This window comes from Paenibacillus sp. ACRRY (assembly GCF_022346995.1).
Taxonomy (GTDB): Bacteria; Bacillota; Bacilli; order Paenibacillales; family Paenibacillaceae; genus Paenibacillus.
This window is the reverse complement of record NZ_JAKRNM010000001.1, coordinates 1,234,006-1,258,718: the sequence shown is the minus strand read 5'-3', so window position 1 is coordinate 1,258,718 and position 24,713 is coordinate 1,234,006. Positions and strand designations below refer to the sequence as shown.

Annotated in this window: 16 protein-coding genes; 12 read left to right on the top strand and 4 right to left on the bottom strand. The window is 45.2% G+C overall.

Annotated features, from left to right (window positions below):
* Nucleotides 1-288: 288 nt before the first annotated feature.
* Together MH144_RS05310 and MH144_RS05305 are read right to left on the bottom strand one after the other, a co-directional pair.
* Nucleotides 289-924, bottom strand: a complete 636-nt coding sequence (locus tag MH144_RS05310; RefSeq protein ID WP_239298115.1) for a TetR/AcrR family transcriptional regulator — start codon at nucleotides 922-924, stop codon at nucleotides 289-291.
* Nucleotides 917-2,119, bottom strand: a complete 1,203-nt coding sequence (locus tag MH144_RS05305; RefSeq protein ID WP_239298113.1) for an MFS transporter — start codon at nucleotides 2,117-2,119, stop codon at nucleotides 917-919. Before MH144_RS05305 ends, MH144_RS05310 begins: the two co-directional genes overlap by 8 nt.
* Nucleotides 2,120-2,393: 274 nt before the next feature.
* On the opposite strand from MH144_RS05305, the gene MH144_RS05300 reads away from it, so the two are divergent.
* The 3 genes from MH144_RS05300 (at nucleotide 2,394) to MH144_RS05290 (ending at nucleotide 10,234) form a co-directional block, all read left to right on the top strand.
* On the top strand, nucleotides 2,394-6,446 hold the full coding sequence (locus tag MH144_RS05300; protein WP_239298111.1) for an S-layer homology domain-containing protein: 4,053 nt from the start codon (nucleotides 2,394-2,396) through the stop codon (nucleotides 6,444-6,446).
* Nucleotides 6,447-6,611: 165 nt separating this feature from the next.
* Nucleotides 6,612-9,446, top strand: a complete 2,835-nt coding sequence (locus tag MH144_RS05295) for a glycoside hydrolase family 2 TIM barrel-domain containing protein (protein WP_239298109.1) — start codon at nucleotides 6,612-6,614, stop codon at nucleotides 9,444-9,446.
* A 161-nt stretch (nucleotides 9,447-9,607) separates the two neighbouring features.
* Entirely contained in the window at nucleotides 9,608-10,234 is a 627-nt protein-coding gene (locus MH144_RS05290) for a spore coat protein (protein ID WP_239298107.1), read from the top strand.
* 185 nt (nucleotides 10,235-10,419) lie between these two features.
* Here the strand turns inward: MH144_RS05290 and MH144_RS05285 are convergent, their stop codons facing one another.
* Nucleotides 10,420-11,232 (bottom strand): undecaprenyl-diphosphate phosphatase, encoded by an 813-nt coding sequence (locus MH144_RS05285; protein ID WP_239298105.1) that lies wholly within the window; start codon nucleotides 11,230-11,232, stop codon nucleotides 10,420-10,422.
* A 451-nt stretch (nucleotides 11,233-11,683) separates the two neighbouring features.
* Between MH144_RS05285 and MH144_RS30945 the strand changes: the two genes are divergently transcribed.
* From MH144_RS30945 to MH144_RS05265, 4 genes are all read left to right on the top strand, one after another.
* Nucleotides 11,684-13,405, top strand: coding sequence for an ABC transporter ATP-binding protein (locus MH144_RS30945; RefSeq protein ID WP_239298103.1), 1,722 nt, complete (start codon nucleotides 11,684-11,686; stop codon nucleotides 13,403-13,405).
* 833 nt (nucleotides 13,406-14,238) lie between these two features.
* Nucleotides 14,239-15,687 carry an amino acid ABC transporter substrate-binding protein/permease gene (locus MH144_RS05275; RefSeq protein WP_239298101.1) on the top strand — a complete coding sequence of 483 codons (1,449 nt, stop codon included), beginning with the start codon at nucleotides 14,239-14,241 and terminating at the stop codon, nucleotides 15,685-15,687.
* Nucleotides 15,680-16,408: an amino acid ABC transporter ATP-binding protein gene (locus MH144_RS05270; protein WP_095287293.1), complete on the top strand. Its 729-nt coding sequence runs from the start codon at nucleotides 15,680-15,682 to the stop codon at nucleotides 16,406-16,408. The genes MH144_RS05275 and MH144_RS05270 overlap by 8 nt, the downstream gene beginning before the upstream one ends.
* A gap of 147 nt (nucleotides 16,409-16,555) precedes the next feature.
* Nucleotides 16,556-17,248: a hypothetical protein gene (locus tag MH144_RS05265; protein ID WP_239298099.1), complete on the top strand. Its 693-nt coding sequence runs from the start codon at nucleotides 16,556-16,558 to the stop codon at nucleotides 17,246-17,248.
* A 58-nt stretch (nucleotides 17,249-17,306) separates the two neighbouring features.
* On the opposite strand, the gene MH144_RS05260 is transcribed toward MH144_RS05265, so the two are convergent.
* The gene (locus MH144_RS05260; protein WP_239298097.1) at nucleotides 17,307-17,444 is read right to left on the bottom strand and encodes a hypothetical protein; all 138 of its coding nucleotides are present in this window, start codon (nucleotides 17,442-17,444) and stop codon (nucleotides 17,307-17,309) included.
* A gap of 79 nt (nucleotides 17,445-17,523) precedes the next feature.
* Between MH144_RS05260 and MH144_RS05255 the strand changes: the two genes are divergently transcribed.
* From MH144_RS05255 to MH144_RS05235, 5 genes are all read left to right on the top strand, one after another.
* Entirely contained in the window at nucleotides 17,524-18,483 is a 960-nt protein-coding gene (locus MH144_RS05255) for an ABC transporter permease (protein WP_095287291.1), read from the top strand.
* Nucleotides 18,483-19,352: a carbohydrate ABC transporter permease gene (locus MH144_RS05250; RefSeq protein ID WP_239299267.1), complete on the top strand. Its 870-nt coding sequence runs from the start codon at nucleotides 18,483-18,485 to the stop codon at nucleotides 19,350-19,352. The genes MH144_RS05255 and MH144_RS05250 overlap by 1 nt, the downstream gene beginning before the upstream one ends.
* Nucleotides 19,353-19,375: 23 nt before the next feature.
* A complete protein-coding gene (locus tag MH144_RS05245; RefSeq protein WP_239298095.1) occupies nucleotides 19,376-20,908 on the top strand; it encodes an extracellular solute-binding protein in 1,533 nt (510 codons plus the stop codon).
* Nucleotides 20,905-22,230 carry a Gfo/Idh/MocA family protein gene (locus tag MH144_RS05240; protein ID WP_239298093.1) on the top strand — a complete coding sequence of 442 codons (1,326 nt, stop codon included), beginning with the start codon at nucleotides 20,905-20,907 and terminating at the stop codon, nucleotides 22,228-22,230. The genes MH144_RS05245 and MH144_RS05240 overlap by 4 nt, the downstream gene beginning before the upstream one ends.
* A 158-nt stretch (nucleotides 22,231-22,388) precedes the next feature.
* The gene (locus MH144_RS05235) at nucleotides 22,389-24,680 is read left to right on the top strand and encodes a helix-turn-helix domain-containing protein (RefSeq protein WP_239298091.1); all 2,292 of its coding nucleotides are present in this window, start codon (nucleotides 22,389-22,391) and stop codon (nucleotides 24,678-24,680) included.
* The last annotated feature ends 33 nt before the right edge of the window (nucleotides 24,681-24,713 follow it).

Here is a 24,713-nt window from a genome sequence, read left to right as displayed (position 1 = left end):
AACATGGTTATTCGTATAACCCCATACTATTTATCGTAAATTGAAAGGAGGAAATGAAGACTAGCCTTAGATTTATATTTACATATTCCCAGAAGGGTTACATACACAGCGGCGATGACCCGGATATAAACCGAATTTCATCTGAATGATCATACCCTGCTAAGGGAAAATGGATGCTGTACATACAAAAAAGACCTAATCCAATTGGATTGGTCTTTTTTGAATTGCAGCTTTTGCAAGCACTATCGTCTTCTTTCAATTATATAGGTTTAGTGTTCATGCCATTCTTCAATTACTCAAATGCTGTACCAGCATCTCAACGAATCGGACAGCGAATTTTAGATCGCTTTGAACGGTAACGTGATCTTCTTCTGAAGCTAGACTCATTTTCTGCAGCATACTCATCATGGATACAAAGATAAAGTGGGCAGTGTTAAGGGGATCAGGGTCACTCTTCAGCGTACCATCCCTATATCCAGTCTCCAGGGCATCTAACAGGAAATGTTGTTCCTTTTTCCGCTTAATAAACAGATTGTATTGTTCTTTCAACTCTTGGCCGGAATCATAGGCTTCATAATGCAGGTCGAATAATAATACAAACTTGATATATCCGAGATGAGTGGAGGCGTAATTTACCCAGGCTTCAAGCATGGAAGCAAGCATTTCTTTGCCGCTCATTTCCGTTGAAGCGGCCATTTTCACGTATCCGGTCATACTCTCCAAAATCTCAACTTGGACCGCCAGAATCAGTTCGTTCATGGATTGAAAGTGTTTGTAAAAGGTAACCCGGCTTATACCGGCTTCGCTGCATACATCTTTGATATTTACATTAAGGAAGCTCTGCTTCATGCATAATTCTTTGGCTGCTGCAATTAAAGCTTCCCTGTTTTTGTTTTTGAAATTTTGGTGCCAGTTCTCAGTCATAGGAGATAACCTGTTCTTTCACATGGTTTGTTTTTTGCATCGTCAGGACAAGGGCGAGCCCAAGGATAAGTGCACCAACAATATAAGGAATATGAATGTGTTTGTCAAACAGCAATCCAGCAAACAGTGGTCCAATAATGTTGCCTATGCTGGAATAGGTTGTATTTAATCCTGCAGCATATCCCTGGCGGTCTCCGGCAGAATTGGCAATGAGTGTACTTACCGTAGGTCTCAAGAAGGCATTAAAGGCGAAAAAGAGTGCTGATACGGCCAACAAATATATTAGATTGAACTTGATGATCATCAGCAACAAAGCAACTGCAGTCATCAGAAGAGATAATCGAATCAGCTTCATTTCACCGAGCTTCTTAATAAGAATGTCCAGCAGCCAGATCTGAACAATGATACCGATCACTGCACCGACTGTGATGATAATTGAAATTTTGGTGGCATCAAATCCGTACTTCTGTTCCACAAAAAGAGCATAGACGGTTTCATAATTCATCAAACCAAATGTCATGATCAGAATAAGGAGCAGATAACGAAAATAGGGTGTGCGGAATGAGTTCAGTATTTGATTGCGGATTGGCTCGCGGCGTACCAATGCACTGGCTGGTTTCCGTTTCTCCTTGGGAAGGGTCTCTGGCATATACAGACTAAGCAGTGTAGCTACAAGTCCAAGTCCTCCGGCAAAAAAATAAGGTACTCTTATGCCAAATTCGGCAATTAAACCACCCAGTCCAGGGCCGAGTACCATTCCGAGGTTAATGGATGCGCCCAGATATCCCATGCCTTTGGCACGAGTTTCAGGTGTGGTGATATCTGCCACGTAAGCCATATTAGCAGGGACCATCAGACCAATGCCGATACCGCCAATAAATCGTGCGATATACAGCAGGGGTAAGGTTGTCGACAAGGCAAATAGCAGATCAGCAATAACGGTTAGAAACAGGCCGGAGATAATCATTGATTTTCGTCCCCACCGGTCCGAAAGCTGTCCACCGATCGGTGAGAAGATAAACTGCGCTGTCCCAAAAGCGGCAATGAGGTAACCGGCTGCTGCGCCAGCAGCATTAAATTCTTTTAAGTACTCTGGCAAAATGGGTATGACCATACCTTGACCTAATAAAGCAATAAATAAGTTTAGCATTAAAATAAACAGTGGAAATCTGGCTGACTTCGGCAAGCCGCTCATCTAAAATGGCACCCCTTTTGGTTTACGTTGTGTAAACATTTACTTTGTGTAAATCATCTTAAATTAAAAAACGAAGATTGTAAATGAACATTTTCCTCGGGTCAAAAGCAGACAACATTCCCTTCAACCAATCTGATATGGATTTATTTACATGTAATTTACGTAAACATGCAAAAATCAACATATTCCTCTCGTATGATATAGCTGGCTAATCTAGTAATCACAAATGAAATATCGCTAGATTCACATTATTGCCAATTGAGAGGAGAACATGATGATTAACCCATTGTTCAAAAAGGTTCTAGCCATCCTGCTATCAACCGCACTGATTATTGGATGGTTCGGGGGACTGGGCGCAGTCCCAGCAGTCAAGGCAGCAGAGACCGTTGAACCTCAAGCAGACATCTTACTTAGCAAAAATTCAACGTGGAAGTATTTTGATCAAGGTCAAGATTTAAAATCGGTATGGCAGGCTGTCTATGAAGACAATACATGGGCAGTAGACAATGCTCCTTTTGGTTACAAAGACAATGGTAACGGCATATCAACGACATATTTCGGACCGCTACAGACAGAAGTGGACTATGGTGGTAACGAAGATTTGAAACACCGTACTACATATTTCCGGACAACACTGAACGTAAACCAGGATCAAATCCAAAATTATGGTCAAATTCTGGGTACTTTCGGCATTGATGATGGTGCTGTTCTATATGTGAATGGAACGGAAGTTCGCCGATTCGGTATGCCTGATGGTGAGATTAACTATTCCACCAAAGCAACATCTTCAAAAGATCTGCCGGTCATGTATGAAGATGTGGATTTGACCGAACCACTTCAAACGCTCCTGCATGACGGGGAGAATATCATTGCAGTAGAGGTACATCAGCAAAGCGATGGAAGCTCAGATCTGTACTTTGATATGGAGCTGAGAGCGTTAGCTGAGGCACCGGCAATCGATATTAGCAAAGTAACAGCTACGTTCTACGGTGATGCCAAATCAAGTAAAGGATTTACCTGGTATACACCGCTTGCTTCGACCAATAGTCATGTGCAAGTGGTTAAGAAAGAGAACGGAGCTCCTGATTTCAATGCGGCACAAACGTTTAGTGGTGAAGCGATCATCTCCAGAAACTCTCCGGGAGAAATGGTTCATAAAGCAGAAGCTACCGGACTTGAAGCAAACACCTCATACTATTATCGTGTAGGTGATGAGAGGCTTGCCCTCTGGAGTGAAACAGGGGAGTTCAAAACAGCTCCGATTGACGGAGCATTTACTTTTGTCGACTTAACCGATACGCAAGCGAAGGATGAGGAAGAGGCGAGTTTATCAGCGGAAACGCTGTCAAAGGCATTAGCTACCGTCCCGGATGCAGAGTTCGTCGTTCACAACGGTGATGTTGTCGAGAATGGGACCTCGGAACAAGAATGGAACTGGCTGCTTGGTTATTCACAAGAGGATTTGATGAGAACAACGATCGTACCTTCTGCGGGTAATCATGAGAACAAAAACTATGCGTTTTATGACCACTTTAATGTAAAACAGCCAGAGAATGCGGCGACGGTCACAGGTGCTTATTATTCCTATGATTACAGTAATGCGCATTTTATCGTTCTGAACTCCAATGAAAATTCGACGGATTATGCGAACTTCTCGAACGAACAAGTGGAGTGGATGAAGCAGGATGTGGAGCAGGCCAAATCTGCTGGAGCTGAGTGGATCATCGTCAATATCCACAAAGGACCGTTTACAACGTCCAATCATGCTACCGACACGGATATTATTGGTGATAACGGTGTTAGAAATAAAATTGCTCCACTTATGAATGAGCTTGGCATCGATCTTGTGCTTCAAGGACATGATCACATCTATGCTCGGACCAAACCGATCAAGCAGGATGGAACAGCAGAAGAAGCTTCCAAAATTGAGGAAACTTTTAAAGGACAAAGCATCGAATACACGGTTAATCCGGACGGAACCATCTATATGATTCCAGGTACGGCAGGTGCCAAAGTATACTTCAAAAATACGAAACCCGCACTGGGCGATGCATACTTTAGCCTGTTTGAACGAGCAGAAGAGAATCATGCCCGCAAGTATGGAGATACAACGAGTGCAGCAAGAGGTCAGGTGCAGAATTTCACCTCACTGACTGTGGATGGCGGCAAGCTTACAGCGATCGTTTATGAAATCGATCAACAGCAAAATAATGCTGAACCTTTTGTCGTAGATACATTCGGAATTACGAAAGACAGTGAATCCAATGATGAGCAAGTGAGCAAGGTTACGGTTACGTTTAATGGAGATCCAACAACTAGCAAAGGATTTGCCTGGTACACATCCGAACAGGTTCCAGCAAGTGATCTTCAGGTTGTTGAAAAAACAGCAAACATGGCTGACTTCTCTAAAGCCATTTCTTTTGAAGGGCGTTCCAGCCAGTCCGTGAATTCGTCTACAGAACTTGTACACAAAGCGGAAGCAACGAATCTTAAGCCAGATACGGTCTATTACTTCAGAGTGGGCGAAGCTTCCAGCAATACATGGAGCAAGGTGGGCACGTTCCGTACAGCGCCGAAGACAGGAGCCTTTACATTTATTGACCTGGCCGATACGCAGGCGAAGGATGAGGATGAAGCGATCCTTTCCTCCGAGACACTGGACAAAGCACTTGCTACCATTCCGAATGCTCAATTTGTGGTACACAATGGAGATATTGTTGATAAAGGTGTTAAAGAAGAGCAGTGGAACTGGCTGCTCGGTCATTCTCAATCAAGCCTTTTGAATACAACAATTGTTCCATCAGCGGGTAACCACGAAGATGAGAACTTCGCGTTTATCGATCATTTTAACCTGGATGTGCCAGCAAACTCGGCAACAGAGACAGGTGCTTATTATTCGTACGATTACAGTAATGCACACTTCGTGGTGTTGAATTCGAATGAGGATTCAGAAGAGTATAACAATTTCTCGGCAGAACAGGTACAGTGGCTGCAGGACGATGTAAAAGAAGCTCGCAAAAACGGAGCTGATTGGATCATCGTCAACATCCATAAAGGCCCATATACAACGTCCAATCATGCGACGGATTCGGATATTATCGGACCAAACGGGGTTCGTAACAAAATCGCTCCGCTGATGGCAGAACTGGATATCGACTTTGTGTTACAGGGGCATGATCATATCTACGCCCGTACCAAACCGATTGATAAAACTGGAAAAGCGAATGATGCTGTTAAGATTACGGAGACATTGAACGGTAAACAGATTGAATACTCGGTGAACCCGGATGGCACCATCTATCTGATTCCAGCAACAGCCGGACCGAAAGTATACTATAAAAATCAGGATCCTGTTCTTGGAGAAGCATATTACAGCTTGTTCGAACGGGCAGAAGAAAATCATGCTGCGGAGTATGGACCAGATCCAAATGATGATCGTCGTCCGAAACGCGGACAGGTTCAAAACTTTGTGGGCATCACTATAGACGGTAACAAGCTTACAGCCGTAACGTATGAGATTGATCAGAATAAAAATAACGCTATACCGTTTATTATTGATCAATTTGGTATGATCAAGAAGACGAATACGGAAACGCCGAACCCAGGACCGGGTACATCGAACCCTGGATCAGGTGGCAGTTCTGGAAACAGTGGCGGGTCTGGAACCACTACCCCAACACCTGGAACAGGTTCTGAAACGTCGCAGCCAGGAACAGAGCAGGGAAGCAAGCCGGACACCATTAATCCGAGTCAACCTGGCACTGGAACTGTTGGCGGCAGCAATGGAAATCCGCCACAGCTGAAAGATACGGAAGGACACTGGGCGAAGTCGCTCATCGATCAAGCTTTGACTGCAGGTTTTGTACAAGGCTATGGTAATGGAACCTTCCGTCCGGATCAAAAAGTAACACGTGCAGAGTTCATTACCATGCTGGGCAGAGCTATGCAACTGAATACAAGCAGCACGGTAACAACCTATACAGATGCAAAACAGATTCCAATCTGGTCTGCTCCATATATTGTGGAAGCAGCTTCAGCAGGCATTATCAGTGGATACACGGATGGCTCATTTAAGCCGAATAAACCACTGAACCGTGCTGAAATGGTGACCATGATTGCTCGTGCAAGCAGCACACCGGAAGGTACCACGGCTTCGCTTTCTTTTGAAGACCGGGATCAGATTCCTGCTTGGGCAGCGCCTTACGTGGCTTCCATGGTTGAGGCCGGCTTGATTGACGGTGTAGGCGGTAATCGATTTGCACCATTGCAAACGGCAACGCGGGCTGAATCGGTCAAATTAATCTTAAGTCTTCTGGAACAAAACTAGATTATTCGTTGGTAGTCTGCCTGACCCTGGACGGTTATTTGCCTGGGGTCAGGTTTTTTTTTTGTAAACAGAACTATCCTTATATTTAAATTTCACAGATAGGTATTCGATTCTCTGATACAATGATAGACAAGTGCGGTTAACCCATAATTAGGAGTTGAAATCATGTTGCCCATTATTAACTTGCAAGGAGTCTGGAGAATGCAGCTTGACGAGAACAAGCTGGGGATTAATTCTCCGTATGACGACACGATATCCATGCCAAATACAACGTCCCATGCCAGGAAGGGAAAGAAAAACGAGCTGACTGAGGTTGGAGCGCTCACGGACGAATACGCCTTCGAGGGATGGCTCTGGCTGGAGCGGGAATTTGAGGTTCCTGAGGATTTGGAAGGAAAGTATTGCTGTCTGCACTTGGAGCGTACACGAGTGACAACGGTCTGGATCGATGATATTCCACTAGGTACACGTAATAGTCTCAACACGCCCCATGAGTATGTTCTGAATGAAGGGCTCTCTGCAGGTACACATACGGTTAGGATCAAGGTGGACAACACGAGCTACCCAACCAAAGGCGGGCATATGACCTCCAAGGATACACAGACCAACTGGAACGGCATTACGGGTAAACTGGAATTGAAGTTTAGTAATGAAGCACGTATGAGTGATGTGCAAATTTACACCGATGCGATGCATAAATCGATAACGCTTTCGGTGAAAATGGATGGAGCGTTTCAGGGTACCCAAATTGCAGTGTCTGCCAAGAGTTTCGCCATTTATGAGCAAGCTTCCAACGTGGAAGAAGGCCTACATGAAGTTACAGAGCAGGTGTATCCAGTTGATCATAACGAAATGAGTATCTCTTATGCATTGGGAGATGAAGCGCTCTTATGGAGTGACGATGCACCTCATTTATATAAAATTTCAATCACGTTGCGCGAAGAAAATGGGAGAATCATTGATGATCGTGACATTGTAATTGGACTGCGGGATTTCAAGGCGAGTGGAGACAAGTTTACAATCAATAATCGGCCAACCTTTTTGCGCGGCAAGCATGATGGATTGATCTTCCCGTTAACTGGCTATGCACCAACGGACGTGAACGAATGGGTGAGAATTCTGGGGATTTCGAAATCCTACGGTATTAATCATTATCGCTTCCATACCTGTTGTCCACCTGAAGCAGCATTTATTGCAGCCGATCTGCTGGGAATTTACATGGAACCCGAGCTGCCATTTTGGGGAACGATTACGGATGAGAGTGATGCGAACCATAACCAGGCAGAGCAGGATTATTTGATTGAAGAAGGATTCGCCATTCTGCGCAGCTTCGGGAATCATCCTTCGTTTGTCATGATGTCACTGGGGAATGAGCTATGGGGGAGCAAGGAAAAGCTAAGTGCCATTCTGAAAGAGTACAAGGCATACGATCAACGCCATCTATATACTCAAGGCTCCAACAATTTTCAGTTTACCCCGGTTATTCTGGAGGAAGAAGATTTCTTCAGTGGTGTGCGGTTCTCCCGCGATCGCTTGATCAGAGGTTCCTATGCGATGTGTGATGCTCCTTTGGGCCATGTTCAAACCGATCTGCCTGGCACAATGAAGGATTATGACGAGCACATCCGCCCTCAGCAGCAAATTGGACTAGAGGATTCCCATTCACAGGAACAGGAGATTCAGATCCAATACGGGACAGTCTCCAAAACCGTGAAAGCGGCTGCAACGGACAAGGAGCTCATTCCGCATCTTCCAGTTGTCTCTCACGAGATTGGCCAGTATGCCATGTATCCGGATTTTGCGGAGATTGAAAAGTATACAGGCTCTATCAAAGCACATAACTTTGAAACCTTTCGAGAACGTTTACAGGCCAAGGGCATGGGGCATCTCGCTGAATCGTTCTTCCGTGCCTCAGGTCAACTGGCTGTAGATTGTTACAAGGAAGAGCTTGAGGCAGCTTTCCGATCCGAGCGCCTTGCAGGCTTCCAACTGCTCGATTTGCAGGACTTTAGCGGACAAGGGACGGCCCTTGTTGGCATATTGGACGCTTTTATGGACTCCAAAGGTTTAATCAGTGCTGAAGAATGGCGAACCTTCTGCTCGGATGCTGTCCTTTTGGCTCGCTTTGAGAAGTACAACTATGCGGCTCGTGAGACATTCAACGCATCGGTAGAGTTGAGTTATTATCGTCAGGTCCCTCTGAAAGGGGAAACGTTGCGATGGGAATGTACTCAAGGAAACCGCGTTATATCTGAAGGAGAACAGCTCATTACAGAGGATCACATGAAGCCTTACCAGAAGCTTGGGAACATTAATGTAATTCTTCCAAGTGTAGAGAATATGACTCAGGTAACCTTAAAGTTGTCCATATCGAATACGGATATTTATAAATCCTATAACATTTGGGTCTACCCTGACCAAGAGGATCGTCAGTTTGCTGATGCACCTGTATACAAGGAGCTGACAAAAGCAGCTCTGCAGAGTTTGGAGGAGGGGGACTCAGTTCTTCTGCTGGCTTCTCCCGGACAGGTTACCAACGCTATTGAGGGTTTATATAGTACTGATTTCTGGTGTTATCCCATGTTCCGATCCATCTCGGAAAGCATGAATAAACCTGTTCCGGTAGGTACGCTGGGTTTGCTGATTCAGAATGATCATCCGGCTCTTCAGCATTTCCCGAGCGAGATGCATTCCACATATCCATGGTGGAATATTGTTACCCATTCGCGTTCAATCATTATGGACGACCTCCCGGCAGAGTTACAGCCGATTGTACAGACGATCGATAACTTTGAGCGTAATCATAAGCTTGGACTGTTATTTGAGTGCAAAGTAGGCAACGGTAAAGTGTTAGTTGGGGCACTGGATTATGATCAACTGCTTGGTCAGATCGAAGGGCGACAATTTATTCACAGTCTGCTGCAATATATGGAAAGTGATGATTTTAAACCAACTCATGAGATGACTGTTACTGCATTGAATCAACTGCTGTTTAAATAAAATGGATGTAAGAAAGACCGCCACTTGTGACGGTCTTTCTTTTTTTGTAACATACACTAACCAAAATTTATGCCGAATATCTTGAAGATCTAAACTTCATAATACATTAGTCTGCGAAATGGGACATCCAAAAATAACAGATTAATCGGAGGTAATTCTACATGCAATTGCAAAACCATCAAAACATTGAAACAGGAACAATCCCACCACAACTCAATCATGGCGGACATGAGATGTTTGATGTCCATGAGGTGCTTGCTGGAGCAATCAATACGTTAAATACCTATACAATGCTGAGTCAACATGTTAAAGATCCGGAACTTCGTGATATTTTGTTGCGTCAAAAGCAATTCATGTCCGAAGAGTACAACATTACACTGGAATGCTTCAGAACAGGACAAGACCCATCCAAACCAACGCAAAGTTATAAGATGTCACAGGATAACGACTTCACGTATGGCATGAAACCAAGCCAACCAATGAAGCCAATGCTCTCCGCAACTGAAATTTGCGACCAAAGCATCTCTCTGAGCATGTTGAATGCAGTAAAATCGGGAGCAGTAATGAAAACATCGGCTGCGCTGGAATCAACAAACCCGGTGGTACGTCGTGTACTGGCAGATTCGCTGCCAAACTGTATCGAGATGGCCTATGAGATCTCGATTTATCAAAATAAGAACGGTTTCTATCAGGTACCGCAACTGCCTCAGCAGGACATGCAGCAAATGCTGAACGGGTTTGCGCCATCCATGATTGCATCACAAACAGGTGGAAACTTGCCGCACTAATCTTTAACGTGTATAACCGGACTCCATAGAGGACAGGCCTATGTCTTCTATGGGGTTTGTCATGCGCTTTGTTCATATACATAAATATCAGATATTAACTTAAGCAGTTTTTGCTCCGAATTGATCAATAAAAAAGGAACACCTGGCTGAACGCCTGATGTTCCTTTGAAGTACAGATATTAAATTTATAAAAAGATAAGTAATAATGTTCCGGCAATAAAACAATAGTAGGAGAAATATTTTAAATTTCCTTTGGCCATAATGCCCATGAACCATCTCATTGAGAAATACGTGACTACGAGTGTCGTTATGAAGGCGATAAGATAAGGAATGGCAAGCTCTGACCGATTGGGGTCGTTTGCAATGTCGGACGCTCCCAAGACCAGACCACCCAAGCTAATCGGGATGTAGAGCATAAAGGAAAACCTCAAGGCTGTTTCCTGTTTCATGCCGACAGCTATGGAAGCTATTACCGTTGCTCCGGAACGGCTGATCCCCGGAATCAGGGCAACGGCTTGAGCCAGACCAACCAGAATTGCATCTTTGGTTGACAGATCTCCATCACGTTTACGGCCGCGCAGATTGCGAATGAGCCATAAGGCAACACCGGTAACTAATAGAGCAATGGAGACGGTATGTACGGAAGCGAAAACTTCTTCAATGCGATCCTTGAACAGTACTGCAGCGAGCGCTGCGGGAATCGTACCGATAATAATGTATAGCACAAACATAAATTCTGCCCTGTATTGTTGGTCACGTGTACGAAGGTATTGAACAGCGCCAACAATCAGCTTTTTGATATCTTCACGAAAGATAAAAATAATTGCTATTAGTGAAGCTGTGTTGGTTAAAATTTCGAACGATAATCCGTTTTGTTTCATCCCCATCAGCCGTTGTGCAATGATTAGGTGTCCGCTAGAAGATACAGGGATGGGTTCCGTTGCTCCTTGGACCACACCCAAAAACAAATACTTTAACCACAAAATAATGTCTTCCATCTTCTCCTCCTTGACGTTATTTCCAGAAAATATACATAGGTTTTCATTCTATCATGATCATAGCTTGTTCTCTTATTGAGTTGCAAGTTTTTATATAAAACTTGCATGATTCACTTGAAATAATTGGTTGATTTTAAGGGAGGCCAACGGCTATACTAGACCATATCTTTTGAATTGAGGTGAAATGAATGTCTTACCGTATCGTTCGAAGTAACTAGTTTTCGGGCCGGATCAAAACGCGTACCGGCTATCAAGGGGTTCGTATGCCCATTTGATCGCATGAAACTGGAAACTTTGGATGGTGCCCAGGCAATCATTTTGTTCGCGGCCAGGACACACCAGATCCATGGGACCTACAACGTCCTTCTCATAGAGAAGGTCTAGCAGAAGTCCATGACTGGAATCGTCCTGGCTTTTTTCTCATTTTAGAAGATAAAGGGGCAAGAGAGCAGTGCTAAAACAATGTTTATTTCAATTAAAATGGTGGATATTTCTATACATTGCCTTAGGCTGGGCCATTCAGCTATTCAGCAGCTTGGGGATTTTCTTCTTCCAGAAGATATTGGATACGGCGATACAGGTCAATCGGATGGACGATATGATCCACTTGATTATGATCTACGGAGCACTTCTGGTGGGGACGGTCGTTCTGAACTACGCGGATGAGTATCCAAGCGTTTATCTGTCCAAGCGGTTGACCGAGCAATTAAAGATCATGGCACTGGCCAAAATAGCAAAAATCGATTATCAGGCTTATCAAAACGTGGGAACAGGTCAAATGATCAAAGTCATCGAAAATGGTGCAGAAGCAGGGAATGAGATCATTTATGGCTTTTATCTCAAGACATTACATGAACTGCTACCGACGATTTTGTTCAGTCTGCTGTTTATCAGTTTCTACGATCCACGGATTATGCTCATTATTGCGGCGGGTTATGTCGTCGTATTTGGAGTAACGAACCTCATCTTGAAATTTCTGTACCGAATGAAATCAACGATATTAAACGAACAGGAGTCCATCTCTAGATACTCTGTACGTGGATTCATGGAACTGGTCGTGTTTCGGACGAACAAGCGATATGAGAAGGAAATGGCGAAACTCAGCGCATCAGCACGGCTAATGATTAACAAAAGCGCGCAGCTGCGGATGATTCATGAAGCTTTTTTTGCCATATTTGAGGTCTTTATTACCGTAATCAAGCTTGTCATCCTGTTCTTTGGGGTGAAGAGCGTTATTATAGGAGACTCCTCCATAGGCGTTATTGTGGCATTGTTTCTTTTTATAGAAAAGATATACTCACCTATCGCCATTTTTAATGTCCTGTTCGTGGATTATCGGCTGAATCAAGTGACCTATAAGCGATTTGAAGCGTTCATTCAAGCTCCAGAGGACCGCAACCTGGATCGTGGTCATGAATTGATGGGGCTCAAGGGGAATATAGAGTTTCGCGACGTCTCATTCGGTTATGGTCAGGATAGGATCTTACATGATATCTCGCTGACCATTCCCCAAGGGTCTTCCGTTGCACTGGTTGGCATGAGTGGGAGCGGAAAATCAACGTTGATCAAGCTGTTGACCGGTCTGGTGAAAAAGAACAGCGGCAAGCTGCTTGTGGATGGCGTTGATATCGATGAGCTGAAGCTAAATAGCTACTATGATCATATCTCATATTTGTCACAGGAGACGCCAATATTCGATGCAACCATCCGGGACAATATTTGTTTTGATCAATCGGTTCCGGATGAAGTTCTCTATGAATTATTGGATAAAGTTCATCTTAAACATACCATTCTGAAATGGCCAGAGGGATTAAACACGCTTGTTGGCGAGAGAGGGTTGAAGTTGTCCGGCGGGGAACGGCAGCGGCTTGCCTTTGCTCGAATCCTATTACAGCGCAGAAACGTGTTGATTCTGGACGAACCCGTGTCGGCGTTGGACAATATTACGGAGAAAAGCATCATGGAAACTGTCCTGAAAGAGTTCAGCGGTAAAACTGTCATTATCGTCGCACACCGATTGAACTTCATCCGGCAGGTCGATCAGATCGTAGTTATGGACCAAGGAAGATTGGCCGGTCACGGACCTTTCGATAAACTGATTCAGAACTGCGAACCATTCCGGGAGCTGTGGCTCAGAAAGGACATGGAGCAAGATTTACAACATAGTCAATGATAGTGGTGGGTAGATCCATTTCATATTTAGCTTAGGGTTCGCATTGTACCAGGAAGATATGAAATAGAAGTAACCATAGAAAAAGGATTTCCGTCTTTTGACAGAAGTCCTTTCTCGTTTTTCTTGCTTAATCCATATCTTAGAAATGTCCATAAAACCGAAGTCCGACGTCTGCAAGCCTGAAAGGCTCTGATTGAGCTGAGCCCTTTTGTTCACATGAGCCCCATGCAATATCTAGCAATTACGGTGTAGTAGATCCTCAGCTTCATCCAGCAGGCTTATCCGGTGCAAACTGTTCCAGCTTAGCATCCAGTATGGACATATGCTCAGGTGACATGCAGGCATTGAACTGATTGGTAATATTCTGATTGCGGGGTCTCCTTTTCTATGGAGGACACGTCAACATCAAATTTCGCGGGAACGTCGAGAAAAAGTGTTTCAAGCGAGTGCTTAATAAGGTAATGGAAGGTGCACCTGTTGAGAGTTATAAGTACATGGATGAGACAAAACATTTTTGATTGAAAGAGGGATTATTGTAAATGATAAACATATTACGGGTGAATTCCGTACGAAAAAAACACATATTCAACATGCACCAAAAATTGGTTGGGTTGTGGAATGAACGAAAGGACGAGTGCGCTTTACAACGGTAAATAAAGAGTGAGTGCAAAACTATACTTAATTAGCCACCGGTCGAGCATCATATTGGAAAAGAAATCAATACTTAAAATTTAAAATGTTTATTTTCACAAAAACAATATGACTGTATAATGGGCAATACGTCTGAAAAAAATGTAACACAGTAACGTAGTAGACCGAGAAGGGGAGGACATATGAAAACAACAAAGGTCTCGTTTTTTGTACTTTCGCTAGTGCTGCTCTTGGTAACCGGACTATCCGGTTGGGCGGGGGCTGCTGATGCAGAGTCTAACACCAGCAAAACTTATGTCATCGGCACAGACATTACATTTGCTCCGTTTGAATTTCAGGATGTAAATGGTGATTTTGTCGGAATCGACATGGATTTGCTCGATGCCATTGCCAAAGATCAGAATTTTAAGTATGAAATTAAAGCTCTCGGATTTAACGCGGCCGTGCAGGCACTTGAGGCAAATCAGGTCGATGGTGTTATTGCGGGAATGAGTATTACTGATGAGAGAAAACAAAAGTTTGATTTTTCAGATTCATACTTCGACTCAGGTGTAGTTATGGGCGTTAGCGTCAATAACGATTCCGTAAAAAGTTATGAGGACCTCCGAGGCAAAAAAGTCGCCGTGAAAACGGGAACAGAAGGATACACTTTTGCAGAGTCTATTGCCTCGAAATATGGCTTTACAATTGTTCCGTTTGATGATTCCTCACAAATGTATGATGATGTCAAAACCGGAAACTCCGTAGCCTGTTTTGAAGATTATCCTGTACTTGCTTACGGGGTGAAGCAGAATAACGGTCTTAAAACGGTTACAGAACCCGAAATAGGAGGTTCCTATGGGTTCGCCGTAAGTAAAGGGAAGAACCAGGAACTTCTGCAAATGTTCAATGATGGACTAACAAATATCAAGGCAAACGGGGAGTATAAACGTATTACTGAGACCTATGTTGGTGAAAATGCTTCGACAACTGCCAATATGGGGCGTTGGGAGTTGGTTCAGAAATCCCTGCCATCCCTGATTAAAGGTCTGGGTAACACGCTCTTATACACCATTGTTTCATTGTTTTTTGCCTTTATTCTAGGATTGATCTTCGGATTTATGAAAGTGGGACATAATAAGTTCCTTCGCGGTGTAGCCACCGTATTTGTGGACGTATTCCGCGGGATTCCATTGATTGTCCTGGCTTTCTTTATATACTTCGGGATTCCGCAGGCGCTGGGCTTCACCATGCCTCTGTTCCTGGCAGCCATTCTGACGCTTAGTTTGAATGCAGGAGCATATGTTACCGAAATTATTCGCGGGGGGATTCAATCGATTGATCGTGGACAGATGGAGGCCGCCCGTTCACTGGGTCTGCCTTACCGCAAAGCGATGATGAAGATCGTTATTCCTCAGGCCATCCGGATTATGATTCCATCATTCATCAATCAGATGGTCATTACACTGAAAGATACGTCGATCTTGTCCGTCATTGGTCTGGTGGAGTTGACGCAATCGGGTAAAATTGTCATCGCAAGAACGTTCGCCTCTTTTGACATCTGGTTGACCGTTGCGATCATGTATCTGATTGTGATCATTGCATTGACTAAAATCGCTGACTATCTGGAGGTGAGAGTTCGCCGTGGGTAAAATTAAGGTTGAAGGATTGAAGAAAAGTTTTGGCTCGAATCAGGTTCTGAAAGGTATCGATATGACGGTCTCCGAAGGTGAAGTGGTTTGTGTCATCGGCCCGTCCGGTTCGGGGAAAAGTACGTTTCTGCGCTGTATAAACCAATTGGAAGAGATCACTGCAGGCCGGGTTATCGTTGATGACCAGGATCTGAATGATCCGAAAACCAATATCAATAAAGCTCGTGAAAATATCGGGATGGTATTTCAGCACTTTAACTTGTTTCCACATTTCAACGTGCTCAAAAATATCATGTTCGCACCAAGAGAGCTTGGTAAGCTGAACGAGCAGCAAGCTCGGGAAACCGCGCTGCGCTTGCTTGAGCGGGTAGGCTTGTCGGATAAGGCGGACAGTTACCCTAACAAGCTTTCGGGTGGTCAAAAACAACGGGTTGCCATTGCTCGCGCGCTTGCAATGAACCCAGACGTCATGCTGTTTGATGAACCGACTTCCGCGCTGGATCCCGAGATGGTTGGTGAGGTTTTGGGCGTAATGAAGGACCTCGCAAGCGAGGGAATGACGATGATGATCGTAACCCATGAGATGGGATTTGCCCGTGAAGTTGCCGATCGGGTGATCTTCATGGATGGCGGATATATCATCGAGCAGGGTACGCCTGCCGAAATATTCGGTAATCCGAAGCATGAACGAACCATCAGCTTTTTGGAAAAAGTTCTTTAATATCCAACGAAAAAACCTTCAAGACACTGTGCTTGAAGGTTTTTTTGTTATATATAAATCAGAAATCGAGAGGTTAAATATGGTAATATTAGAAGGGTTTTATTTTTCTCATAAGTTGATTTAAATAAACAAGGAGGTTCGGAGATAATGCAACTTCGAATGAAACGACGGATCGGGATACTTTTAGTTGTGATTATTTTCTTGATCTCCTCGTTTTTATCTTATGTCTATCTTAACGATAGACCGGGTGGATTTTCAGATCAACGGATGTCAAAATTGCTTGGCATGGATGAGACCATACATATCCCTACTGGGAAAACTCCGGAAATGGCGATTCAAAAGTTTAGATCTGAACAGTATACATCACAATTTATCCATGAAGAGCCAGTGGAAGGCGGTATGATTGTATTTACACAAAGAGCAAGCACAGAATCCAGTAACCTTCAAATAGAGTATGTGCGAAAGAGGATTTTTGGTTGGAAATGGGGATGGGGAGGAGGATACGGGATTAGTAAATCTCCATCAAATCCACCCGCATTGGACTATATGAGTATGCCTCGCTTGGAGCACATCGAGTCCCCTTTTCCTATCATATTCGGAAATGTACTGAACCCTGCAATCAAGCGGATAACGGTCGAAACGAAGGAAAATGGAAAACAGATTTCTACTGAAGCTAAAATGGTTGAGGTGGGGGCTGAAAGAAACATATGGTTTGTATTACTTCCCTCGTCTGCAAGCACTCCACTCAAAATAAAGGCATTTAACGAAGAAGGCGTACTTATCGTAATTAAGGAGATTGAGGATCCTAACGACAGCGGATCTCTAATGATTGAAGACTGATTACACTCAGCGTGTTAAGAATTGCAACCCGAACAAAAAAGCTAAAGTGTTACGCATTTTAGGTCGCCATATGAGGCGGCCTTTTTGATGCTTTTACCCTTACCAACCGATTCTCCACCGAATGAACCGATCCTGCAAAAGCTTGCTGTATAAGCGATTGGTTCATGATTTGGCCGATTGCACGATTGTTGATCATGCTGCTCGCCCATATGATGTGAACAGAGGATCCTGCTCATCATTCACATTATTAACTGCTAAAGGGGGCCCGAGATCGTATGGCTGAGCTCACGGAAACACCTGCACGGCAACCCGGAGTTACAGTGGGCAAACGCGTCAAAAAAGGGTATTTGCGAAACATGAGGAAACATTGGATGCTGTATGTCATGATCTTACCTGGTATTTTGTTTTACATTATTTTTAAGTATATCCCCTTGGGAGGAAGCGTCATTGCATTTCAGAATTTTCAGATCATGAAAGGGATCTGGAGCAGCCCATGGGTAGGCCTGGATAACTTTAAGTTTATTTTTACGTATCAGGACTTCTATAATGTACTTCGAAACACAGCTCTGATAGCGTTTTACAAGCTGGTCGTCGGGTTTCCAGCTCCTATCCTGCTTGCGCTGCTGTTTAATGAGGTACGGAAGATGCTGGCCAAACGATTCCTGCAAAGTCTGTTCTATTTACCGCATTTCCTCTCTTGGGTCGTTGTGGGTGGAATCGTCTTTGAAGTTCTTGCCTCGGGTGGTTTTGTAAACGCTGTCCGTGGATGGTTTGGCTTCGAGCCCATTCTGTATATGCAGCAGGAGCAATATTTCCGGCCCATTGTTGTCTTGTCTTCCATATGGAAGGAAGTGGGATGGGGGACCATTATTTATCTTGCAGCCATCAGTGGTGTTGATCCAACCCAATATGAAGCTGCCGTCATGGACGGAGCCAATAAGTGGAAACAGGCGATTTATATTACACTGCCCGCGTTGTTCCCAACGATCCTGATTCTGTTCCTGCTGAATATCGGCAATTTCCTGGAGCTTGGTTTCGATCAGGTCTATAACTTGCTGACGCCAATGACCTATTCGGTAGGGGATATTATTGAGACATATGTATACCGCTCAGGTGTGCTGCAGGGGCAGTATAGTGTCACGACAGCCATTGGACTGTTCCAATCCGTCATCGGGTTTATCCTGCTCTGGGTCTTCAATCGATTGGCCAAAAAGACAGGGGAGGGGTTGTGGTGATGAAACAAACCTTTGGTGAAAAATGCTTTCAAGTCGCCAACTATGTGTTCTTGACAGCTGCAGCTTTAACCATGATCCTGCCATTGCTTCACCTGCTCGCTGTATCCTTAAGTTCGCCGATTGCCGCCGATTCCAAGGAAGTTTTTCTGTGGCCGGTCGGCTTTACCATGGCTTCCTGGAAACATATTTTACAGAGTTCGGGTCTTTGGCAATCGTTTGGTGTAACCGTATTCATAACGGTAGCAGGGACAGCGCTGAGTATGCTCTTTTCCGTGCTGACCGCCTTTCCGTTATCACGCAAAGAATTTCTAATCCGCAAACAGGTCATGCTCGGGATTGTCATCACGATGATCTTCAATGCGCCGATGATTCCCTTCTTCCTGACGGTCAGAGAGCTGGGAATGATGAATTCCATATGGGCACTAATTATTCCGGGGGTCATCGGTACGTTCAACATGGTCATTTTGCGCACGTTCTTCATGAACTTGCCGAAGGAATTGGATGATACTGCCCGGATTGACGGCTGTCACGATTTTCGAATCCTGTTCCAGATCTATCTGCCGCTGTCCAAACCGGTTCTTGCCACAGTCAGCCTGTTCTATGCCGTAGGATATTGGAATACGTTCCAACGCGCCGTACTCTTCGTTCGGGATCCTGATCTGTGGCCGCTTCAGATGAAGCTGCGTGCCTATTTGACCAGTCCGGAAGAACTGGCTCAGGTCAATATGTTCCTTGATGATTACGACTTCAACACCACCACATTGAAAGCAGCAACGATTCTTTTTGCAAGCGTTCCCATTATATTGGTGTATCCTTATTTACAGAAATATTTTGTGAAAGGTTCGCTGCTTGGATCGCTGAAAGAATAAATCATGATCAAGGGGATGATTCGATGAGAAGACGACTGACCCAAAAGTTTGTACCGATTGTGCTCAGTATGGCCATGCTGGTAGTCGCCGGCTGCAGTTCCAATACCAGCAATTCAGGGAGTGGTTCTGCTGAAGGGAGCTCCGGTATTCCAATCGTAAAAGTATTCAAGAGTCATATGGGTATCGGGAGCATGCCCGCAGCTGACGATCCACACGTGAAATATGTCGCTGAGAAGACGGGTGTCCAATACGAGCTGATTACGACGCCTCCCGGCTCGGAACCCTCGGAATATCTGAACCTGATGATCGCTTCCGATGAGCTGCCGGATATTTTGCGCCCGATCGGTGGCGTTGAACAAACGTTGATCCAACAAGGCGGAGCCTTGCCGCTGGATGATCTGCTCCCTGAGTACGCTCCGCATGTCTGGGAAAGTATTCCCCAAGAAGCCTGGGATATTGTTCGCTCAGCTTCTCCTGACGGCAAAATTTATTATGTACCTAAAGTATTCCTTGTCCCCGAACGTGCACCTTTGATTCGCAAGGATTGGCTGGATAAGGTAGGCATGGAAATGCCAGCAACCGTTGACGACTATGTTGAAATGCTCAAAGCCTTCCGTGACAAGGATCCGAACGGCAATGGCAAAGCAGATGAACTGCCAACAAGCGGAAGAGAATTCGGAAGATGGATGGACCATCTATTTGCTATGTACGGAGTCGCCATGTGGGAAGGGTATCCGGAATGGGATGAATACAATGGCAAGATTCAGTATGCCGGGACAACAGATAACATGAGAGAAGCAATTAAATTCATCCGGATGTTATATGAAGAAAAACTGCTCGATAATGAAACGTTTTTGAACAAAGGGGAAGTATGGCAAGCCAAAATTAACAATAACCTGGTGGGCAGCTGGTACCACCTTCCGGCGAATGTTCGGGATCGACTTAACGCCATGCAGACACAGGCACCGGATGCCTATATCGCAGCGATGCCGCTGCCAAAAGCCGAAGGCTTCGAAGCATTCGTAACGCAGAAGAGCATGGGTGAGCCGGAATGGATGATTCCTGCCGCGAAGCAGGATAATGCACCCAATGCATTGAAGCTGCTTGATTTCTTTTACAACCCTGAACATGATGAATTTGTCCGTTTCGGCCTGGAAGGGGAGCAGCATGAAGTCAAAGATGGACGTAAAGTCATTCTTCCGCCTGCCGACAACAAACCGCTTGCCTTGGGTATGAAGAACTTGACTACCGCTGAGGACATGAACAAACGTATTGAAGAGACTTATCCTGAGGACCAACAGCAAATGGTGAAAGACATGTTCGTTGTGAGCACAGCTGATGCCCGGCAAATTGCGGGTGATGGTCTCCCGGCTTCCGTGTATGAAGGGTTTCCTGATATCCAGTCACATAAGCTGTTTCAGGAAGTATTGACCAAGATCGTTATCGGAGAGCTTCCTCTGGAGGCTTATGATGAATACGTGAAGAAATGGAATACCTCAGGAGGCGAAGTGGTCACCCAGCGGGTCCAGGAATGGTATGAGAAGGTGAAGAAGTGAAAAAAAGATATGCTATATGCGGAGTGAGCGGCAGAGCTTTGGGGCAGTTCGCCAAGCCTATACATGAGTTGTTCACTCACAATTCGGAGATCGTGGCACTACTGGATACGGATCCCGCACGATTCGAAGCCTATCGTGCGCGCTTTCCGCATCACTTGGAAGTTGCTGTGTATGGAGCATCTGATTTTGCGTCCATGGTGGAGGATACCAAGCCAGACTGCATTATTGTTGCCGGCAGGGATGATACCCATGTCCACTATATTACCGCCGCGCTGGAGCGGGATTTGGATGTAATTACCGAGAAGCCAATGGCGACAACCGGAGCGGACGCCCGGCGAATACTCGATGCTGAAGCACTGAGTAAAGGCAAAGTCATCGTAACATTTAACTATCGATATATGCCCATTCACATGCGGATTAAGGAAATGATACAAGATGGCAAGATTGGCCGAGTCACTTCCATCGATCTCAACTGGTATATTGATACGCATCACGGCTCCAGCTATTTCAAGCGCTGGAATCGTGAGCGGACTTATTCAGGTGGACTGTCCGTACACAAAAGCACCCATCATTTTGACCTGGTTCAGTGGTGGATTAACCAAAAGCCGGTGGAAGTCTTTGCTTATGGAGCACTGAATTATTATGGTGCAGATGGGGAGTGGAATCCGGCACGGGAAGATGGGCGGCATTGTCGTACGTGCAATGTTTCGGAAGATTGCGCGTACTACTCCCGTTGGACACCGCGCAGTCGGCAGATCCGCGTTCCGGATGATCATCTAAACCTGCTAGGTTCGGCAACTACAGACTTTCCGTACACAGCATACCGTCCGGATCAATGCATTTTTGATTCCACCATTGAGATCGAAGATACGTATACAGCATCTGTGAGATATAGTGGCGGGGCACTCATGAGTTATTCGGTCAATTTTTCCCTTCCTTATGAAGGCTATCGGCTGGCCGTGAACGGTACGAAGGGGCGCCTGGAAACACTTGAATATCACATGCCTGCGCGTACTCCTTTTCCGACACCGGTTCAGACCATCGACTATTTCCCCCTGTTTGGTTCCAAAGAGACCATACACGTCGTACATCGGGAAGGCGGACATGGTGGAGGGGATCCATTACTTCTGGAGGATATCTTTCTTGGAGAAGATCAACACCGTCCTTTCCGGATTCTATCCGGAGCCGTGGATGGAGCTTATTCCATCGCTGCGGGGGAAGCCGTATGGCGTTCGGTCTCCGAACATCGTCCCATATCCATTGAAGAGGTACTAGGCGGCTGGGGGAATACGGTGTCTATGCAGAATGCAAGAAGTGAGTGAACATTTAATTACATTAAATGATGGTGAAAACAGCAAAACAGTGGCAAGTATGAGATCAAGATACATGAAGAAGTCAAAATAGGCTGTTAGGCCGGGTCGCACCGGGCAGGGCGAAACTGTATAATTGCGGTATATTGCACATAAGGTGGGAGATAGCTGTGACCCTTTCCTTTTTGAAGTGGTTAAAATTCAATTTCACCAATACCCAGACCCGGCTGCTGCTTATTTTGACCATTGTTGTCTTCATGATTATTATCGCAGTAGGCATGACAACGTATTACTCGGCCAAGTCGGTTTTACAACAGGAGCTCAGTGAACCGCAGCACCAGATGCTGCGCATCAGTATGAATGATATTGATGAAGTTATTCGGGAAAGTGACCAGATTGCTGTAAAAATTGCACTGAATAACTATGTGTATAAGTTTCTCGCGAGTGAGGTTCAGGGGTCATACCACAATGTCACCGAATTGGTACAGTTTCTTGAAACCTTAACTAGCAGTACTTCCTATATTAAAAGCGCTTACATTTATGATGTGGAAAGGGAGAGCATGGTCGCTTTTCCCCAGGGCTATAGTTCAAGCAAAGTCAATTTTCCCGATTCGGGTTGGGTAGGTGTGGCTGCTGAATTAGATGACCGACCCATGCTGGTGAAGCGGCGGGAGATTGCTGCAGGTTCGGGAATTCCTGCCTCCCAGATTACACTTTATCGCAAGATTATGCTGGCGGGTCAACTTAAAGGAATCATTGCCATCAATTTCAAAACGGATCAAATGTTCAAGCACATGCTTCTTTCCTCCGTCTCTGATCTCGATAATCATCGTTTCATTCTCGATGCCGAAAATAAGCCATTATATGATCTTGGCAACTATCCAGTTGGAGAGGAAGCTGTGGAACAGGTTCTCGCGACTCTGGAAGGAGAAAAGCTTGGTGAGTTCAAGCACGAGGGCCAATTACTGCTCGCTTCACAGACGATGTCCCCGTATACAGGTTGGCGTTATCTTTCAATTATTTCCCAGGAAAGTTTACTGTCCAATGCCCAGAATATCAGGAACATTGTGTTCTTCGTTTCATTGCTGGCACTTGCCGCAGGCGCCGCTACGATTGCTTTTTATAACAGAGCAGCCTTTAAACCGGTGAAACGGATGAGACAACTACTTAGCGGATATGATCGTCACCGTATCAGTCCAGAGCTAATTGATCTCGAGAAAATAACAGGACAACTATTGACGGACCATGCACAGCAAGCCATTAATCTCAGACAAACACTTCCTGAAGCATCTTCCAAATTTCTGACCGATATCTATGCGGGACACATGACGGGTTACCGGGAAATGGGTGAAAAGTGGAACCGTTACTTCAAGGAATGGAGTGATAGTCCGCTGACAGTTGCTATGTTGTCTATTGATAATTATCATGCATGGTGCGAAAGGTTTAAGAAGTCGGATCAATCCCTTCTGAAATTTGCCATTGCCAATATCCTGGCAGAACTGTTGTCAGGGGAGTGGCGTCTCATTCCTGCAGATCTCGGCAGGGACCGATTGATAATCATGCTGCAACCGCTTGAACTCGGCAGAGAAATGGATGCATCCACTTCAATTGGTGAAGCGCTAAGGATGATCCCGAAACTGCTCAAGTTCCAGGTCTCCGCAGGTGTAAGCGAGGATCAAGGCGGTCTCAAGGAACTTCAACAGGCGATGCAGCAAGCGGACAGCGCTCTGGGTTTCAGGTTGTACCGCGGATATGAACAAGTGATACGGTTTGAGGACATTTCTGGTCATGAAGAACCTGGACGTGGAGAGGAAAATGAACTCATGACCCAATTGACTGAAACGATTGAAGCTGGCAGCGGTGAAGAGGCAATCAGGCTCATTGATAAAACATTGAACCGAATGAAGAGTGAACAGTGGCACCCGTCCTCGGCGATATCCTTTCTTGAATCAGTAGCGGAGACGCTGGAACGAATTCGCATGAAACGGGATCCTGAAGCTTGCGGGTTCCGAGTTTCAGGTCTTCGGACGATGAATCTGGAGTCTGCATGGTCACTGCTGCGCAATGAGGCAGAAGCGCTCGCAGCATGGTATGACAGTATGCAGCTCAGGAAGGATTATATCGTTTGCCAAACGATGATTGCATTCATGAATGACCATCTGGAAGACCCGGTTAGCATCCAGGACATTGCTGAGCATGCGGGTATCGGTTCAAGTTTGGCGAGTCAGCTGTTCAAGCAGGAAATGAACGATACCATTCTAGGTTACTTTACGAAGCTGCGTATGGACCGGGCGTGTGAGCTCCTGCTGGAAACCGACTACAGAATATCTGAAATCGCTTCTATGGTGGGGTACCAGCACGAGAATAGTTTTATTCGCGTATATCGCAAAACCAAGGATATTACTCCGGGAAAATACAGGGAGATGATGCGGGCCCGCAGGGATTCCCTATTGGAATCCTAGTCTCACATCCGAATCAAGAGAAGGAGGGACAGT

What these genes read in the sequence shown, in the direction of transcription:
- MH144_RS05310 (WP_239298115.1), bottom strand. Translation starts at nt 924, where the DNA reads ATGACTGAGAACTGGCACCAAAATTTCAAAAACAAAAACAGGGAAGCT.
- MH144_RS05305 (WP_239298113.1), bottom strand. Translation starts at nt 2,119, where the DNA reads ATGAGCGGCTTGCCGAAGTCAGCCAGATTTCCACTGTTTATTTTAATG.
- MH144_RS05300 (WP_239298111.1), top strand. Translation starts at nt 2,394, where the DNA reads ATGATTAACCCATTGTTCAAAAAGGTTCTAGCCATCCTGCTATCAACC.
- MH144_RS05295 (WP_239298109.1), top strand. Translation starts at nt 6,612, where the DNA reads ATGTTGCCCATTATTAACTTGCAAGGAGTCTGGAGAATGCAGCTTGAC.
- MH144_RS05290 (WP_239298107.1), top strand. Translation starts at nt 9,608, where the DNA reads ATGCAATTGCAAAACCATCAAAACATTGAAACAGGAACAATCCCACCA.
- MH144_RS05285 (WP_239298105.1), bottom strand. Translation starts at nt 11,232, where the DNA reads ATGGAAGACATTATTTTGTGGTTAAAGTATTTGTTTTTGGGTGTGGTC.
- MH144_RS05275 (WP_239298101.1), top strand. Translation starts at nt 14,239, where the DNA reads ATGAAAACAACAAAGGTCTCGTTTTTTGTACTTTCGCTAGTGCTGCTC.
- MH144_RS05265 (WP_239298099.1), top strand. Translation starts at nt 16,556, where the DNA reads ATGCAACTTCGAATGAAACGACGGATCGGGATACTTTTAGTTGTGATT.
- MH144_RS05260 (WP_239298097.1), bottom strand. Translation starts at nt 17,444, where the DNA reads ATGATCAACAATCGTGCAATCGGCCAAATCATGAACCAATCGCTTATA.
- MH144_RS05255 (WP_095287291.1), top strand. Translation starts at nt 17,524, where the DNA reads ATGGCTGAGCTCACGGAAACACCTGCACGGCAACCCGGAGTTACAGTG.
- MH144_RS05250 (WP_239299267.1), top strand. Translation starts at nt 18,483, where the DNA reads ATGAAACAAACCTTTGGTGAAAAATGCTTTCAAGTCGCCAACTATGTG.
- MH144_RS05245 (WP_239298095.1), top strand. Translation starts at nt 19,376, where the DNA reads ATGAGAAGACGACTGACCCAAAAGTTTGTACCGATTGTGCTCAGTATG.